General features: G+C 64.3%; 15 protein-coding genes. 3 read left to right on the top strand and 12 right to left on the bottom strand.

The features are described 5' to 3' along the window. Nucleotides 1-82: 82 nt before the first annotated feature. Nucleotides 83-2512, top strand: a complete 2430-nt coding sequence (locus tag ACVOLR_RS12695) for a DUF3772 domain-containing protein (RefSeq protein WP_481536744.1) — start codon at nucleotides 83-85, stop codon at nucleotides 2510-2512. A gap of 163 nt (nucleotides 2513-2675) precedes the next feature. Here ACVOLR_RS12695 and ACVOLR_RS12690 read toward each other — a convergent pair whose 3' ends face one another. Both ACVOLR_RS12690 and ACVOLR_RS12685 read right to left on the bottom strand, forming a co-directional pair. Continuing rightward, the gene (locus tag ACVOLR_RS12690) at nucleotides 2676-4775 is read right to left on the bottom strand and encodes a phosphoglycerol transferase I (protein WP_481536743.1); all 2100 of its coding nucleotides are present in this window, start codon (nucleotides 4773-4775) and stop codon (nucleotides 2676-2678) included. A gap of 291 nt (nucleotides 4776-5066) precedes the next feature. Next, nucleotides 5067-6761, bottom strand: coding sequence for an ABC1 kinase family protein (locus tag ACVOLR_RS12685; RefSeq protein WP_481536742.1), 1695 nt, complete (start codon nucleotides 6759-6761; stop codon nucleotides 5067-5069). 134 nt (nucleotides 6762-6895) lie between these two features. Here ACVOLR_RS12685 and ACVOLR_RS12680 point away from each other — a divergent pair, with 134 nt between their 5' ends. Continuing rightward, on the top strand, nucleotides 6896-7804 hold the full coding sequence (locus ACVOLR_RS12680; protein ID WP_481536741.1) for a DUF808 domain-containing protein: 909 nt from the start codon (nucleotides 6896-6898) through the stop codon (nucleotides 7802-7804). A 154-nt stretch (nucleotides 7805-7958) separates the two neighbouring features. On the opposite strand, the gene ACVOLR_RS12675 is transcribed toward ACVOLR_RS12680, so the two are convergent. The 3 genes from ACVOLR_RS12675 to ACVOLR_RS12665 form a co-directional block, all read right to left on the bottom strand. Beyond that, nucleotides 7959-8621: a hypothetical protein gene (locus tag ACVOLR_RS12675; protein ID WP_481536740.1), complete on the bottom strand. Its 663-nt coding sequence runs from the start codon at nucleotides 8619-8621 to the stop codon at nucleotides 7959-7961. Between the two features lie 4 nt (nucleotides 8622-8625). Next, nucleotides 8626-9162 carry an RNA polymerase sigma factor gene (locus ACVOLR_RS12670; protein ID WP_481536739.1) on the bottom strand — a complete coding sequence of 179 codons (537 nt, stop codon included), beginning with the start codon at nucleotides 9160-9162 and terminating at the stop codon, nucleotides 8626-8628. Nucleotides 9163-9229: 67 nt separating this feature from the next. Further along, the gene (locus ACVOLR_RS12665) at nucleotides 9230-10771 is read right to left on the bottom strand and encodes a GGDEF domain-containing protein (RefSeq protein WP_481536738.1); all 1542 of its coding nucleotides are present in this window, start codon (nucleotides 10769-10771) and stop codon (nucleotides 9230-9232) included. Between the two features lie 118 nt (nucleotides 10772-10889). Here ACVOLR_RS12665 and ACVOLR_RS12660 point away from each other — a divergent pair, with 118 nt between their 5' ends. Continuing rightward, a complete protein-coding gene (locus tag ACVOLR_RS12660) occupies nucleotides 10890-11522 on the top strand; it encodes an NAD(P)H-binding protein (protein ID WP_481536737.1) in 633 nt (210 codons plus the stop codon). Between the two features lie 111 nt (nucleotides 11523-11633). On the opposite strand, the gene ACVOLR_RS12655 is transcribed toward ACVOLR_RS12660, so the two are convergent. The 7 genes from ACVOLR_RS12655 to ACVOLR_RS12625 form a co-directional block, all read right to left on the bottom strand. After that, a complete protein-coding gene (locus ACVOLR_RS12655) occupies nucleotides 11634-12398 on the bottom strand; it encodes an SDR family NAD(P)-dependent oxidoreductase (protein WP_481536736.1) in 765 nt (254 codons plus the stop codon). 78 nt (nucleotides 12399-12476) lie between these two features. Next, nucleotides 12477-12899 carry a hypothetical protein gene (locus tag ACVOLR_RS12650; protein ID WP_481536735.1) on the bottom strand — a complete coding sequence of 141 codons (423 nt, stop codon included), beginning with the start codon at nucleotides 12897-12899 and terminating at the stop codon, nucleotides 12477-12479. A gap of 70 nt (nucleotides 12900-12969) precedes the next feature. After that, nucleotides 12970-13356, bottom strand: a complete 387-nt coding sequence (locus tag ACVOLR_RS12645; RefSeq protein WP_481536734.1) for a VOC family protein — start codon at nucleotides 13354-13356, stop codon at nucleotides 12970-12972. A 39-nt stretch (nucleotides 13357-13395) separates the two neighbouring features. Further along, nucleotides 13396-14025 (bottom strand): DUF998 domain-containing protein, encoded by a 630-nt coding sequence (locus ACVOLR_RS12640; protein WP_481536733.1) that lies wholly within the window; start codon nucleotides 14023-14025, stop codon nucleotides 13396-13398. A gap of 23 nt (nucleotides 14026-14048) precedes the next feature. Beyond that, nucleotides 14049-14390 (bottom strand): hypothetical protein, encoded by a 342-nt coding sequence (locus ACVOLR_RS12635; RefSeq protein WP_282273279.1) that lies wholly within the window; start codon nucleotides 14388-14390, stop codon nucleotides 14049-14051. Between the two features lie 351 nt (nucleotides 14391-14741). Further along, a complete protein-coding gene (locus ACVOLR_RS12630; protein ID WP_481536732.1) occupies nucleotides 14742-16127 on the bottom strand; it encodes a dihydrolipoamide acetyltransferase family protein in 1386 nt (461 codons plus the stop codon). Beyond that, entirely contained in the window at nucleotides 16124-16477 is a 354-nt protein-coding gene (locus ACVOLR_RS12625; protein ID WP_481536731.1) for an SH3 domain-containing protein, read from the bottom strand. Before ACVOLR_RS12625 ends, ACVOLR_RS12630 begins: the two co-directional genes overlap by 4 nt.

The following is a 16477-nucleotide window of genomic DNA, read 5'->3' as shown; positions in this document are numbered from 1 at the left end:
CGGCGCTGTTTCGCAGGATGTTGGCGCGCGCTGACATATAGTTCGCGCAGGCGCGGTGGTCCGCGCGATCCGGTGTCTGCCCTTGCTTGCTCAACGTTTTTCACGCCCGCTGCGCGCATTGTTGTTGGTTCTTCTGGTGGCCTTGGGTGGTTTGGGCGCCAGTGGCGCGGTCTGGGCGGCGCCGGATGGTGTTGCCGCCGATCTGAGCCCGCAGGCGCGTATCGAGCAGGCCTCGCGCACCGTCGCGGCGGTCAAGCGTGCGGTCAACGATGCCGATGCGCCGGAAACCCTGAAAACCCTGGCCGAACGCGCCAGCCAGGCGCAGCGCGAGGCCGAGGCCAGTGTCGCCGCGCTGCAGCCGGAGCTGACCCAGCTCGATGCCCGTATCGAACAGCTTGGGCCGGCGCCCGAGGGCGGCGAAGACGCCGGTATCGCCCGCCAGCGCAAAGTGCTGGACCAGCAGCGCAGCCAGATCGATGCCGACATCAAGCGCGGCAAGTTGCTGGCTGAGGACGCCAAGCAGGCCAGCGAGTCCATCGAGAAAATGCGCGCCCAGCAGTTTGGTGAGCAGTTGGGCCGCAAGGTGGCCTCGCCGTTGTCGCCGGCACTGTGGCGCGAGTTTGGTGAGCATCTGCCCGATGATTTCGCGCGCTTCCAGTCGTTGTACCGGCAGGCCAGCAGTGCGCTGCTGAAAGCGGCCGGCAAGCAGGGCTGGGGCATGCCGCTGCTGGGGGCTTCGCTGGCTTTGTTGCTGCTGTTCCCGCTGCGCATCTGGTTGCGCCACCTTGGCCGGCGCTACGCGGCGTCCGAGCGCGCCCCGGATGGCCGCCTGCGCCGCACCGGTCTGGCCGTGTGGTTGCTGCTGGTCGGCACCTTGCTGCCCGGGTTTGCCGCCACGGTGCTGATAGCCAGCCTGCAGGCAATCGATGCGGTCGCGCCGCGGCTGGAATCGGTGGCCAATACCTTTGTTGCCGCCACCTTTGTCGCTGCTTTCATCGGCGCGGTGGCAGCCAGCCTGCTGGTGCCGTCGCGGCCGACCTGGCGGCTGCTGGATATCGATGATGTCGCCGCCGCTCGCCTGCGCCGCTTTGCCTGGGGCGCGGCCAGCCTGACCTGGTTCACCATGCTGCTGCGTGAGGTCAATCGCGCTGCGCGTACCTCGGCGGTGGGCACGGTGACCCTGGATGGTCTGATCGCACTGACCTACGTGGTGCTGATCATGAGCATGCTTGCCACGCTGGCCGGCCTGCATCGACGCCGCGCGGCACAGGCCGCACAGGCTGAAGCTGAAAGCACCAGCAGCGGCCGTTCGCCGCGTGCACCACGCAGCGGCTGGCTGATCGTGGCGCGCTTGGGCGGCTACCTGAGCATCTTCGCCGCACTGGTGGCGACCCTGCTGGGCTACCTCAACTTCGCCATGTTCACTGCCCAGCAGATGGTGTGGGGCACGGTAATCGTATTGGCGACCACCTTGTTGACGCGCTTTGCCGATGACTTCGCATTGTGGCTGTTGGCGCCGGAGAGCGCGGCAGGGCGCATGCTGCGGCTGTCCACCGGTCTATCGGCCAGTCGCCTGGAGCAGGCCGGGGTGTTGCTGTCGGCGATCTCACGGGTTGCGCTGGTGATGCTGGGCATCACCGTCTTTGTTGCACCGTTCGGTAATGTCAGTGCCTTGTATGGCTGGCTGGAGCGTCTGTCTGCCGGCATCAAGATCGGCGGCAGCCTGCTGACGCCGAGTTCCATTTTCAGCGCGCTGCTTGTGCTGGCGCTGGGCCTGACCTTGATGCGGGTGGTGCAGCGCTGGCTGGTGGATACCTATCTGCCCAAGACCGAGCTGGATATCGGTGCACGCAATTCGATCAGCACCGTGGCGCATTACCTCGGCATCGTGCTGGCCGCGCTATGGGCCTTGGCCGCGCTGGGCATTGGTTTTGAGAAGGTGGCCTTGCTGGCCAGCGCCTTGTCGGTGGGTATTGGTTTCGGTCTGCAGGCGATTACCCAGAACTTCGTCTCCGGCCTGATCTTGCTGGCCGAGCGGCCGGTGAAGATCGGTGACTGGGTCAAGATCGGGGATCAGGAAGGCGATATCCGCCGCATCTCAGTGCGTTCTACCGAGATCCAGGTCAGCGACCGCTCCACCTTGATCGTGCCCAACTCGGAATTGATCACCAAGACCATCCGCAACATGACCATGGCCAATGCACTGGGCCGCATCCAGGTGCAGTTCTCGGTACCGCTGGGCACCGACATGGGCAAGCTGCGGACCTTGTTGCTGGGGATATATGCAGCCAATGAAACAGTGCTGATTGATCCGGCACCGTCATTCTTCATCGATTCGATCAGCGGTGGCCAGGTGGCGGTGAACAGCCTTGCCTACGTGTCGTCGTCGCGCAATGTGTACGGCACCCGCAGCGAAGTGCTGTTTGCCTTGCTGGAACAGACCACCGCCGCCGGCATAGCACTGTCCACCCCGACCGACATCCATCTGGTACGCGATCCCCCGGACGCATAGGTAGTGCCGAGCCATGCTCGGCAGGGGCTTTACCGAGAGCTGTCGGAATGTGGGAGCAGCGTAAGCCGCGAAGCTGATGGTCAGTCAGATTGCAGTTTCAATGGCGATTGCAACATTGCCAGCCTCGCGGCTTACGCCGCTCCCACAAAACCACAAATGTCGGTCACGACCGCGGATGACCGCTGGTCAGCACCAGCGCATAGTCATCGATCGCCAACTGTTCTGCATGACTCAACCAGGCGCGGATCTCCAGATCATCGATCTCCTGGTCCACGCCCAGCGGCATGCGGATGCGGCCTTCGCTATCGGGCTGCACCCATTGCTGGGCCACCACCACATTGCGCTTTGACGCCACCGCTTCCACCCAGAAACCGCGCTGCGGACGCTGCGCGGCATACAGCTCCAGCACGTATTGGCCGGGGCTGGTATGACGCGGCTGGCGGCTGATCATGCGTGACTGACGCACGCTCGGGCGTGGCCCGCTGAATGCCTGTAACGGCGCATCCACGGCGATGCCACGGCGCAACTGCGCATCGCGGTAAAGACGCATGCCCTGATCGCTGTCGAGCAGCAGCGCGCACCATTGACCATCGGCCGAACCATCTTCAAACGCTGTGCAGCGATCGACATAGGCCAGGCGGTGCTGCGGATCGGCCTCCTCGAACTTGCGTGAGGTGTTTTCCAGGTACACCGATTTCAGATCCCACTGCTGGTCGTATTCCAGCAGCACCGGCGGCTGCACCTTCTGCACGCCAACCAGCACCTGATCGTCATCCAGTCGCAGCATGCGGGTCTGTTCGCCCAGCCACAGCGAGCGTGCGAACGCGCTATAGCGCGCGTAGGCCCGCGTATCACCGCTGGTGGCCGCTACGCTGGCACTGGCCGCAGGTGTCGGTTTCAACAGCGAGCGGCCAAAGCCAATGGCGTCGATCGCTGGATCCAGCAGCTGCAGCGCGGTAGCACCCGAATCGAGCGTGGTGCCTGCCTGCGCAACGATCTGCTGCGGCTGCAGTTTGTTGCCCAGGAACAGCAGCAGGTTCTCGCGCTTCTGCTTCTCCAGTACGTGACTCAGGTCATTGGGCATGGCCAGATGATCGGAGGCCACCACCACCAAGGTGTTGTCGGCGAACTGACTGCTACGGATGCGATCGACCAGACGCGAGATCAGCCGATCACTGCATTTGAGTGCATTGAGCAGGCCGATATTGCCGTGCGCGCTGCGATAGCGCGTGTTCTTGCAGGCTACCGGCAGGTGCCCCGCCGGGTGGTGGGTGTCCATGGTCAGTGCGGTCAGCATGAACGGCTGGCCGCGCGCGGACAGTTCAAGGAAGCGTTCGTAGGCGCGCTCCAGCAGCACGTCATCGTGTACGCCCCAGTTGGAAAAATGCCGCTTGGCGATGTTCTGTTGCTGGAACCATTCCAGATCGCGCACGTCGTCGAAGCCGTGCGAGTTGAGGAAGTCGGCCTTGGCTGCGAACTGTCCGTTGGCACCGCCAAGGTAATGGTTGCTATAGCCCTGCTGCTTCAGATAGTCGCCAAGGCAGAACGCTTCAGGCAGGAAACGGCCCATCCGGCCCATGCTGTTTTCATCACCCTGCGCGGTGGTCAGCGGCACGCCGCACATCGACGACACCAGCCCGGCGATGGTCCAGCCGCTGCCATCGGCGGAAGCGATGTTGCGGAAATCCAGACCTTCGCCGGCCAGCCGGGTAAGGTTGGGCATCAGCCCGGGGAACACGTTTTCGTTGAAATAGGTGCGTTCCAGGCTCTCGCCGTAGATCCAGACGATGTTGGGGCGCTGCGCCAGCGGCTTTGATGGCAACTGGTACTCCGGTGCCACCGCGCTGTAGTCCACTGGCTGCATCTGCAGATAGATGCGTTTGCCATCGGCATACAGTGGGCTGAGCATCAGCGTTGTCAGCAACAGTGCGGCAAAGCCGCCGAACACCGCCACGCCGTGACGGGGCCGCTGCAGGCGACGCACGCGCAGCAACAGCAACGGGCTCAGCGAGATGATTACCAGACCAATGAAGCCGATGATGTAGGCACTGAAATCGCCAACGCCTGCACCTTCCATATCGCTGCGCAGGTGGTAGAGCGTGGCTGAGTTGATGCCGTCGCCGCTGAGCTTGTCTATCAACCACCAGCTGCTCAGTGCCAGCAGTAGCAGTGATAGCAGGCCCGCCTTCACGCGCGCCAAGGTGGGTGACAACATCAATAGTACAAACAGTGCTGCCAGAGACAGCCAGATGATCCAATGCATGCGGTCACGTGGGTAGTGGAGACAGGGGCGACGGCCGTGGCCGTCATCGCTCTACACACTGTTGTTTCAGTGCTGTGGCAGAAGCATCTGGATCTTGCCTGCCGTAACCTGACTGAAATGTTGGGACAGCGCAGCTGCATTCATCATCAGTTGCACGCACTATGCGTTGTACGCTGAAGCCCGTGAGCGTTGGTGAGAAAGTGTGCTTTTCGGCCTGATTTCAGCTGTTGGCAACTTCTACTGGCACTGCACGCATTGCGATGAACCCGGCTACAGCTGCTGCAGACAGGCTCAGCGATGGCCGCGTTCTTCGCGTGCGCGTGCTCTGGTGCGGCGATCAAACAGCATTGAGCTGACAATCAGTCCCAGGCCGATGAATACACCCAGCAGAAACAGCAGCATTGCGAAGGCTGGGTAGCCAAACAGCGTCCAGCGCGTTGGCACGCGCATCAGCAGCGTCGAGGACAGCAGCAGTGCCGCTGTGATCAGGCCGGCGGCGATGCGGTTGGCTACTTTCTGGATGTTCTCCATCAGCCGCGATTCGTCCAGGCCGGTGACCTTCATCTGCAGCCGGTTCTCGGCCAGCACGCTGAGGATGTCGGACATGCGACGCGGGCCGTTGCGCAGCAGCTGCTGCAGCTCCATTGCCTCGCTGGCCAGGTTTGCTGCCGAGAACGACTTGCGGAAGTGCGCGCGCATCACATGCTGCAGCTGCCGTTCGACGACTTTCCGCGTCTCCATCTCCGGTGCCAGGAAGCGGCACACGCCTTCCAGGTTGAGCAGCGCCTTGCCGAGCAGGCTCAGCTCCGGTGGCGTGCGCAGGTTGCTGGAGGTGGCGATGCGTACGATCTCCAGCACCACATGGCCCTCGGACAAGGTGCCGTTGGCGGCGTAGCGGGCAATCATCTGCCCGGTCTCGCGCAGATAACGTTCCTCGTCGTAGTCCTCCAGGCGGGTGCTGATGCCGATGATCTCATCGGCCACTTCCTCGCCGCGGCCATCCACTGCGGCAAACAGTACTTTGAGCAGGCGCTGGCGCAACCGCGGCGGCACGTGCGCGACCATGCCCAGGTCGAAGATCGCCAGTTGGCCTTCGGGGGTCACGCGCAGATTGCCCGGATGCGGGTCTGCATGGATTTCGCCATGCACGAAGATCTGGTCCAGATAGCCGCGCACCAGTGCGGCAGCCAAGGGAACCATCGATTGCTCGGTACGGCGCACCGGTGGGATCGCATCCACCCGCACGCCTTGCACCAGCTCCATGGTCAGTACCCTGCGCCCACACAGGTCCCACACCGGCTGCGGTATCCACAGCTCGGGGTAGGGCGCCAGGTGCTGGCCGAAGCGGGCCAGGTTGGCCGCCTCGGCCTCGTAGTCCAGCTCCATCCGCAGGGTCTTGGCGAACTCGCCCAGCCAGTCGGAGAAGCGCACCTTGCGGCCGACCCGGGTCAGGTGATCGGCGGCGGTGGCAAAGCTGCGCAGCACCCCGATGTCCGAACGCAGCTGGGCGGCGATATCGGGCTTCTGCACCTTGATGGCGACCTGCCGGCCATCGTGCAGCTCGGCCTGGTGGACCTGGGCGATGGAGGCGCTGCCCAAAGGCTGCGGGTCGAACCAGGCAAACAGCTTGCTGACCGGCGCGCCCAGGTCGTCCTCGATCACCGCGCGGATCTGCTCTACCGGGATCGGCGCGACTTTTTCCTGCATGCGCTCAAGCGCGGCCACGTACTCGGGCGGGATCATGTCCGGGCGGGTCGACAGCACCTGGCCTAGTTTGACGAAGGTGGTGCCCAGCGCTTCCAGATCAGCGACGAACTGGGTTGGATTGCCGCTGGCCGGCGGCTTGCCCAGGCGCGGGATTTCGCCATCCAGCGAGATGCCGGAGAACACCCCGGAATGGCGGTAGCGCAGCAGCAGGCGCACGATCTGCTGGCGCCGGCTGAGGCCGCCGACGGTGGTCGGGCTGTCACTGCTGGTCGGGTCCATCAAGCGGGGGTCTTCCTGGCGGCCGAGCCTGCAGTGTGGCCGTTGCCGGGTTGCAGATGGGTGAATACGCACCGAACGGGACGCGAATGAGTGAGAATCCTCCCTTCCCCTGTCCTATGACCTTACGGTGACCCATGGCTGGAGCCAGCCTGTTTGCCCTGCTCGACGATATTGCCGCGTTGCTGGATGACGTCTCCATCCTGACCAAGGTCGCTGCCAAGAAGACCGCTGGCGTACTCGGTGACGATCTGGCGTTGAACGCGCAGCAGGTGACCGGCGTCAATGCCAACCGTGAGTTGCCGGTGGTGTGGGCGGTGGCCAAGGGCTCACTGGTCAACAAAGCGATCCTGGTGCCGGCCGCGTTGGCGATCAGTGCATGGCTGCCGTGGGCGATCACCCCGTTGATGATGATCGGCGGTGCCTTCCTCTGTTACGAAGGCGTGGAAAAGCTGGCGCACAAATTCCTGCATTCCAAGGATGAGGACGACGCGCACAAGGCCGAGCGCTTGAAGGCCATCGCCGATGAGAAAGTGGATCTGGTCGCGTTCGAAAAGGACAAGATCAAGGGCGCGGTGCGTACCGACTTCATCCTGTCGGCGGAGATCATCGTGCTGTCGTTGGGAGTGATCTCGCATGCGCCATTCAGCCAGCAGGTGGTGACCTTGATCGCCATCGCGCTGGGCATGACGGTGTTCGTCTATGGCCTGGTCGCCGGCATCGTCAAACTCGATGACGTCGGCGCCTGGTTGCTGGACAAGGGACGTGCGTTGGCTGCGTTTGGACGCGGCCTGCTGTATGCCACGCCGTGGTTGATGCGCGGCCTGTCGGTTGCCGGTACTGCGGCGATGTTCCTGGTTGGCGGCGGCATTCTGGTACACGCCATTCCGGCCTTGCACCACTTCGTGATCGGCCTGGCTCCGGCCAATCTGGAATGGCTGGCCAATGCACTGGGCAGCATGGTGGTGGGCATCATCATCGGTGCGGTGGTGCTGACCGCGGTGACCATGATCCAGCGTATGCGCGGGGCGAAAGCGGCGCATTGAAGCCGGCTTTTCTGCCTTGATTGTGGGAGCGGCGTAAGCCGCGAAGCAGGCAATGCTTCAGGCATCAGCAATGGTGCCGGCATGACAGATATCTGATGGATTGCCAACTTCGCGGCTGACACCGCTCCCACAAAACAGCAACACAGCTACAGATTCACTGCAGGCCCTGCTCCAACTCCCGCAACTGCTGCTGTGCGCGTGCCAGCGATTGCCCGGACAGGCTATCCAGCAGCCGCTGCAAGCGATGGCTGGCCGGCAAACGCCGCATCACCCCGCGCGCAGCCCAGACGCTGCCCAGCATCACCACCACGCCAAACCCCAAGGTGCCGAGGAACCACGCTGGTGCCATCGCATACAGGTCCAGCCCCAGCCATTGCACGCAGGCCCACTGCAGGGCCAGTAGCCATAGGCAGAACCACGGCAGGCCCAGGCCCAGCTCGGTCAGCGCGGTAAAGCGGCGTAGCCGCGCCAGTCGTTGCTGCTGGATCAGCACCGGTGCCTCGGCAGCATCAGCACGCATCGCCAACAAGGCGCGGGTGATCGATACCCAGATCGCGGCGATACCGTAGAGGTGCAAGGCCAGTCCGGTCAGCAGCAGCTGCGGCGTCTGGCGGTGTTCAACCCAGAAGCTCGCCGCCAGCACGGTGACTATGATCCACGCCAGCAGCCAAGCCAGCTGCACGCCGCTGAACCAGCGCAGGCGACGCTGCACGCTGGCTTGGCGCGGTTGCTGCCATGCCTGCAGGGCCAGAACCTCCAGCTGATCGATACGTTGCGCCTGCTGTGCCCAGGCGGCTTTGAGTTCGTCGAGTTCCATGGTGTCAGTCCCGGGTTACGGCGGTGGGGTTGAACTGGCTGCGCAGTTGCTGACGCAGCCGGTGCAGACGGGTGGCAGCGTTGCTGGCGCTGATGCCCAGCACCTCGCCGATTTCGCGATGACTGCAATCGTCCAGATGCAGCAACAACAGGGCCCGGTCCAGCGCCGGCAAGCGGTGTATCAGCTGGTTGAGCTGGGCCAGGCTGGCGGTGTCCTCGGCGTTGTCGGCAACGCTGGCCAGGTCGTCATCCAGCGCTACGTCGCTCTGGTATTGCCGGCGCAGCTCACGGCTGCGCAGCTGCGAGATGGCGGTGTTCAAGGCGATGCGGTACAGCCAGGTGCTGAACTGCGCGCGCTGCGGATCAAAGGCTGGAAAGGCGCGCCAGGCCTGGGTGCTGATTTCCTGGATCAGGTCGCTGCGGTCTTCGCGCTGCGCGCAATAGCCACGCGCGACCTTGAGCACGATGCCCTGATGCTGGGCCAGCAGCAGGGCAAAGCGTTGTTGCAGATCAGCGATGGGGTCGGTCGCAGTGATGTCCATGCCCGGGTGATTCGCACCAGCGCAGCAAATATCACAGCTGTGAGCCGATTGTCGTTGCTGTCGCCGCTCAGGCGGCGGGCAGGACCTGATTGCGGCCTACGCGTTTGGCCGCATACAGCGCCTGATCGGCGCGCTGCAGCAGGGCCTGCAGGGCTTCGCCGGGCTGGGCTTGGGCGACGCCAGCGCTGAAACGCACCTGCACGCGCTGTTCTTCATGCAGGAACGGGCGTTGCGCCAGCTGCTGCTGCAGTTGTTGCAGGGTTTCCAATGCAGCGGCGCGGTTGAGCCCGGGCAGCACCAGCACGAATTCGTCGCCGCCGAGGCGGGCGATGCAGTCGCGGCCGCGCAGGCGTTGCTGGGTCACCGCCACCAGATGGCGCAGGGCCTGATCGCCGCCGGCGTGGCCATGCTGTGCATTGGTCTGGCCGAAGTGGTCCAGGTCGATCATGGCTAGGCTCAGTGGCGTGCTGTGGTCAGCTAGCAGCTCGCCCAGCTGCTGCTCCAGGCCACGGCGGTTCAGGGCGCCGGTCAGCGGGTCGGTACGCAGCTGGCTGCCGGCTTCCTCCAGCTCGCGCTCCAGTTGCTGCACACGCTGCTCGGCGGCCTTGGCCTCGGCGCGGGCATTGGCCAGATGGTCACGTGCACGTGCAGCCTGCTCCTGCACCCGCGCGGTGTCCTGCAGCACGTCCTGCAGCAGCTGGGTGAGGTCGGAGATGCTGCGGGTCTGGCGCACGGCAACGGCGTAGCTTGCAATACGATCGTGGAACTCGCCGGTCTCGGTGACCATGCCGTCCACCTGCTGCACGAAATCCACCATCAGGTCCTTCATCGCCTGTTTGGATTGATCGATGCCCTCGCGTAGCAGCCCTTGCCGATAGATCACTTCGCGCAGGTCATTGCGGGTCTGTTCCAGCGAGCTGGCGTCCAGTGGCCCGGCCAGTAGTTGCCGGATCGAGCGGATCTGGCCTTGCAGCCAGCTGTCGCCATCGAGCAGTTCGGAGATGTTCTCCAGCAGCATGTCGAACAGGTTGAGCAGCAGGTCGCGCTGTTCCTGCAGGCTGTTGCTGCGCACGCCGACCTGGTGGCAGAGCTCGCGCAGATGCATGGCGACTGGCTGCAGGGGCTGGCCACTGCGCCAGCTGCGCAGTTCATCGCCCATGCGCTGGGCTTGCTGTTCCAGCTCCGGCGACTGCTGCATCAGGCTGGCCAGCACCGCGCCTAGCGTGTCGCGTAGCATGTCGCGCAGCTGTTCGGCCTGGCTGTTGCTGGTGTGGGATGCCTCCAGCTCAACGGTACGGATGTACTTGTCGATCAGCTGCCGCAGCAGGCGACCATAGCGCTCCCAGTCCTGCTCGGCATGGGCGCTGTGCAGGCGTTGGCCCATATCGCCGAGTTCGCCGGGCAAGGTGCACATGCCCTGGGCGAAGGCGGCCAATACCGATTCCGGCGCGTTGGCGCCGATGAACAAGCGCTGCAGCATCGCCATGCCACCGCCCCCGTTGGCTACCACCTCGACCGCCGCAGCCGCCTGCGGCGTGGTTCGCCGCGCCAGGATGCGACCCAGCCCGCTGCTGCGGGAGGTGGAGGAATCATCGGGGCTGTCGGCCATTGCGCAGGGGTCCGGGCGGGTTGTGGCTGCGCCTGTGCGCAGCCGGAGGTGGTGTCCAAGCCCCATTATCGGCAAGGTAGCAGCCGGCTTGAATGGCAGCCGATCACAGGAGCACATCATGCAGGTATTGCTGGCCGGCGCGACCGGTCTGGTCGGGGCGCAGGTACTGCAGCGGTTGCTGGCCGATCCACGCTGCAGTGGCGTGGTCGCACCGACCCGCCGCGCGCTGGCGCGGACCAACGCCAAGCTGCTCAATCCGGTGCTGGATTTCACCGAGCTGGCGACGGTGGCGCAGGGCTGGCAGGTGGATGCGGTGATCTGCGCACTGGGCTCGACGATGAAGCAGGCTGGCTCGCGTGAGGCCTTCCGGCAGATCGACCATGGCTATCCCTTGGCTATTGCACGCGCGGTCCGTGCCAATGGCTGCGAGGTGTTTGCTTTGAACTCGGCGGCAGGTGCCAACCCGCGCTCACTGGTGTTCTACAGCCGGGTCAAAGGCGAGTTGGAACAGGACCTGCGCGCGCTGGGCTTTGCTTCATTGACCTTGGTGCGCCCGGGCCTGATTGGCGGCGACCGCGCCGAACGGCGAACCGGTGAGGATCTGGCCAGCGTGGTATTGGGGGCGCTTGCACCGGTGCTGCCGCGTGCGTGGCGGATCAATCCGGCCACGCGGATCGCCGATGCCTTGGTGGAGGCGGTGTTGAATCCGCAGCCGGATGTGCGGGTGGTGGGGGCGGCGGCGTTGGTGTGAGTTCCGGGCGAGGTTGGCTGGGTTGTGGGAGCGGCGTAAGCCGCGAAGCTGGCGATCTGTGAGTGCACCGGCTTCGCGGCTCACGCCGCTCCTACAAACAGCGGGCGAGGCTCAGGCCGGCAACGACTGCCCGCCATCCACCGCCAGCACCTGGCCGGTGATCCAACGCGCTGTGGGCGAGCACAGGAAGACCGCGGTGTTGGCTACATCTTCAACATTGCCAAAGCCACCGAACGGGATCTTGGCGCGGATCTGTTCGTAGAGTTCGGGGGCGCTGCTGCGGCGCTGCTCCCACAGCCCACCGGGGAATTCGATCGAGCCCGGGGCCAGTGCGTTGACCCGGATACGCTCGCGCGCCAGCTCGGTGGCCAGCGATACGGTGTAGTAGTTCAACGCGGCCTTGGCGGCGGAGTAGGCCGCTGCGCGCGGTGTCGGCACCGAGGCATTGATCGAGCTGATGTTGAGGATGGTCGGCATCGCACTCAGGCGCAGATAGGGCAGGGCGGCGCGGTTGGCGCGCACGGCAGCCATCAGGTCGATATCGAAACCGGCCTGCCAGCTGGCATCGTCATTGCCGTTGCCATAGCCGGACGCATTGTTGATGAGGATGTCGACGCCGCCCAGTTCGGCGGCCGCGGCATCGATCCAGGCTTGAATCTGCGCTGGATCGGCGAGATCACATTGCTGCGTGTGCGCGGCAGCTGCACCATCGCGCAGCAGTAGTTCGGCTGCCTGCTGCAGCGCCGCTGCACCACGTGCACAGATGCTGACTTTCGCGCCGTCGCGGGCAAAGGCCTGGGCGATGGCCAGGCCGATGCCGCGGCTGCCACCGGCAACCAGCACGCGTGCGTTTTGTAGCGAAACAGAAGGGGTCATTGCGGCGCTTCCGGTGGGCGGAGAGCGCACATTATCCCTGGGTTGCGCGTTGCAGGCAGCGAACGCGCTGTTCCGTGCTCAGGGCAGGCCGGGTACGTTCAAGGACGCGAACAGGGTGTTCTGCGCCTTCTTGGCCATTGATCGCGGCAACTTGGCGATGAAGGTGTCGCCCGTCAGCGCCATGTCACCGCGAAGGATGAAGCCGTTGATCTGGGTATAGCTCTTGATGCTGTACTTGTTCCCGTCCTGACTCAGTTCCAGATACATCGGTGAGGTCAGGATGTTGTTGCCCTTGCGATAGACGCGATTGCCATCGATGTCGCGGACCAGGCGATAGCCATGCTGGCTTGCCCAGCCATCAACCTTGGCCAGCACATTCTCGTCGGAGCTGAAGGTGGTGAGGTCATGCGGCCTGCCGCTGTTCTTCGCCATCAGTGCGAGGATGTTGACGAGGGCCAGGCCGCCGAGTCCGCCGACGATCATTCCGGTGATCAAACCCATGCTGTTTCGCTCCTTGATTTGGAGCGGCATTCCAACACATCGCCATGCAGGCTGTCGTGAAAATCCCGCGCTACTTCCAGGTATTTGGCGTTGCGCCACGCTCTGGATGTTTCATCTGCACGATGCAGAAGCGATGGCCGGTAGGCGCTTCCATCACCCACCAGCGTTTGATCTTGCCAATACGGCGCGCGCCCAGTGCTTCAAGCCGGTCAGCTTCGGCATCGATATCGTCGGCTTCGATATCCAGATGCACGCGTGATGCGTGGTCGACCCGCTGCACTTCCACGTGCAGCTCGGCCGGCGCGCCCAATAGTTCGGCATATTGCGCGCCGTCGTCCTCGGTGTAGCCGGGCTCTGCTCTCAGGCCGAGCGCTGGTGCCCAGAACGCGGCTGCGGCATCGCTGTCGGTGCCCTGGCAATCAATGATGAAACCGGCAAGACGGCTGCGGTGGCTCATGCGGATGCTCCTGTGACAGAGGAACCCAGCGTACACCGGCTATCGCGGTACCCGCGTTATTGCGCTGTGGGCGGTAGCTGCGGAAGCGCTTAGTCGCCATGCGCTTACGCACAACACGCTGTACACACTCCATTCGGCCAAGCGCTGCAGCAGTCCGCGCCAAGCGTGCAATGGCTCCAGCCCCATCAACACGAACAGCAACAGCCAGAGTCCCGCCAGGGCGACCCACAGCACGCGTGTGCTTGGACGGATTGCAGGTGTGGTGGCAAGCAGTATCAGGCCCAGCGCGGTGCCGAAATAGGTGAATACGCCGAGCAGGGTATGTAGGAATTGCGACAGGCTGCCACCAATCGGGCAGCCAAGGTCGCAGGGCGCCAGGGCTGAACCTATCCATGCCAGCGGCTCGAACATCAGCAGCCAATAGCCGACTCGGCTGGCGCCGGTGACTGGCACTGTCCCTGCGAACGCGAACAGCAGCAGTGTGGCCAGCACGCCGACTGGAATGAAGCCGAACAGACTGATCGCTTGCGCATGCGTGCTGCCAGTCGCGCCCAGTTCGCTGATGTACTGCGATAGCGGTGAATAGCCGGGCTTGAGCGCGGCACCACCGAGCAACATCAGCAGGTACATCGCCACGAACAGCAGGATCAGACAGCGTTGGAAGCGCATGGGCCCGCCTGTGGTTGCTGTGCTCAGCGCACGCGGTTGGACAGGAATAATTCCACTTTGCCGCAGCTCGGGCAGGCATGCAGGTCGAACTCCTCGCGGTTGACGAACAGCTCGCCGATATCGCCAAGCAGGAAGGGCATGGCCTGCGAGCCTTCGTGGAAGCGCTTGCGGCCGATGAACTCCATGCGCATGCCCGGGCAACGCGGGCAGTCGATCAGGCGTGGTGGCTGCATCCAACTGCGCCCGGCCTCAGGTTGGAAGTCGCGTGGCGGCGGTGCGCCATCGGCATGGGTGCCGCACTTCCAGCACTGGTCGAAGTTGTCTTCGTTGACTTCCTTGCAGTTGCTGCAGGTCCAGGTGCCCATGGTGGTTTTTGTTGTGGATGTGGGTGGGGTAATCCTAGCGCTGGAATTGTGGGTTGGCGTTACATGGGGGTGATGTTTCTCTGGCTGGTGGGGATTTGGCGAAAGATCTAAAGCAAGAGCTGCCCTCACCCCAACCCCTCTCCCGCGCGCGGGAGAGGGGCTAGGATTGCGGCGGCTCGTAGTGCACTGAGCCCCTCTCCCGCGTGCGGGAGAGGGGTTGGGGTGAGGGGAAGCTTCTAACAAGCGAACCCAAAGCAGACCCAAAGCGAGGCACAAGCAAACCCAAAGCAAACGCCAAGCAAAAAAAGGCCCGCATCGCTGCGGGCCTCAAATAACGCTACTAAAAAACTATCAGTGAATCTTGGCCAGATCGTCAATCAGCACACGCAGGAAGCGCGCGGCTTCGCCGCCGGTGCAGGCGCGGTGATCGAAGGTGACCGACAGCGGGATGACCTTGTGCGTTTCAATGCCGCCCATCACCGGGGTGACCTGGAAGCGCGCACGGCCGGCGGCAACGATGGCAACGCACGGCGGCACAACGACCGGAGTGGCATAGCGACCGGCGAACATGCCGAAGTTGGACAGGCTGATGGTGTAGCCGCTCAGCTCCGACGGTGCGATCGAGCGGTCTTCCACCTGCTGGCGCAGACGGTTGATGCCTTCGCGTACGCCGCGTGCATCGAGCATGTCGGCATTGCGCAGGGCCGGCACGAACAGACCATCGTCGGTGTCCACCGCAATGCCGATGTCGACCTGGGCATGCAGGGTACGGGTGAGGTTGTCACCGTCGAACCAGGCATTCATTGCCGGCACGGCCTGGCAGGCGCTGACGATGGCGCGCACCAGACGCGAGGTCATGTCGTTGCCCGGTGCCCAGGCATGGATGTCGGCATCGTCGCTGAGCGTGGTCGGTACGACCTTGCTGTGCGCATCAGCCATCACCCGCGCCATGTTGCGGCGCACGCCCTTGAGCGGTTCCGGCTGGCCCTTGGCGACCACGCCCGGAGGAGCGGTGCGCATCGGCTTGCCAGCAGCAGACAGCGGGGTGCGGGCGGCGCTTGCGCGAAGAGCGCCCTCACCCGGCGCGCTGTGCGCGCCGACCTCTCCCGCTTGCGGGAGAGGTGACGGAGCATGTACCGCTGCAGCAGGCGCTGAGCCCACGCGTGCGGTGCCATCGGCTGCCGCCTGCTTCACATCATTCATCGTCACCGCGCCGTCGGCGCCGGTGGCGCGCACGCGGCTCAGGTCGACGCCGAGTTTGCGTGCCATCGCACGCACGGCTGGCACTGCCTTGACGCCACCGACGGCCACGGCTTGTTCGGTGTGCACGGCATTGGAGCTGACCATCGCGCCCACCACGGTGCCTTCGTCGGCACGTTCGGTGGCAGCGGCGGCTACCGGTGCCGGAGCGGCGACTGGCGCGGGCGCAGCTTCGGCCGGGGCGCCGTGGTGATGGCCGGTGTCCTGGCCTTCGGCGCGCTGCGGCAGATTGGGGTCGAGCTCGAAACTGGCCAGCACGTGGCCGGTCACCACGATGTCACCAGCGGGGCCGGCCAGCTTCAGTACCTTGCCGGAGTACGGCGAGGGCACTTCGACCACGGCCTTGGCGGTTTCCATTGCCACCAGCGGCTCGTCGAGCTTGATCACGTCGCCTTCCTTGACGAACCACTCAACGATGGTCGCGTCCGGCAGGCCTTCACCCAGATCGGGCAGGTTGAAATTCTTGGTCTGGCTCATGTGAGTTTCTCTTCCAGCAATTCAAGTTCGCGTGCCGGCAGCCAGCCCTGCGCGCCATCGGCGCGCTCGGACCACCACCAGCCACCATGTTCGTGATGCAGCCTTACCTGCTCCCCGCGGTCAACGTCCAGCTCGCGTGCGCTGTAGTCACGCAGCGCTTCGGCACAGCCATTGTCCAATACCTGCAGCCAGGCCACCGGCGCCCAGCCGGCGCTTCCTTCGCTGGTTTTCACCCAGGCGAAGGCCGGCCATTCTTCGTCGCGGACACCGAGCTCGACAATCTGCCCGGTACGGAACTGCAGGGGGTTGCGGTATTGGCTGCGGTAGCTGCCAATCAAACGTGCCAGCAT

It is taken from the genome of Stenotrophomonas sp. STEN030, from assembly GCF_056759995.1.
This window is presented reverse-complemented; position numbering and strand designations above follow the sequence as displayed.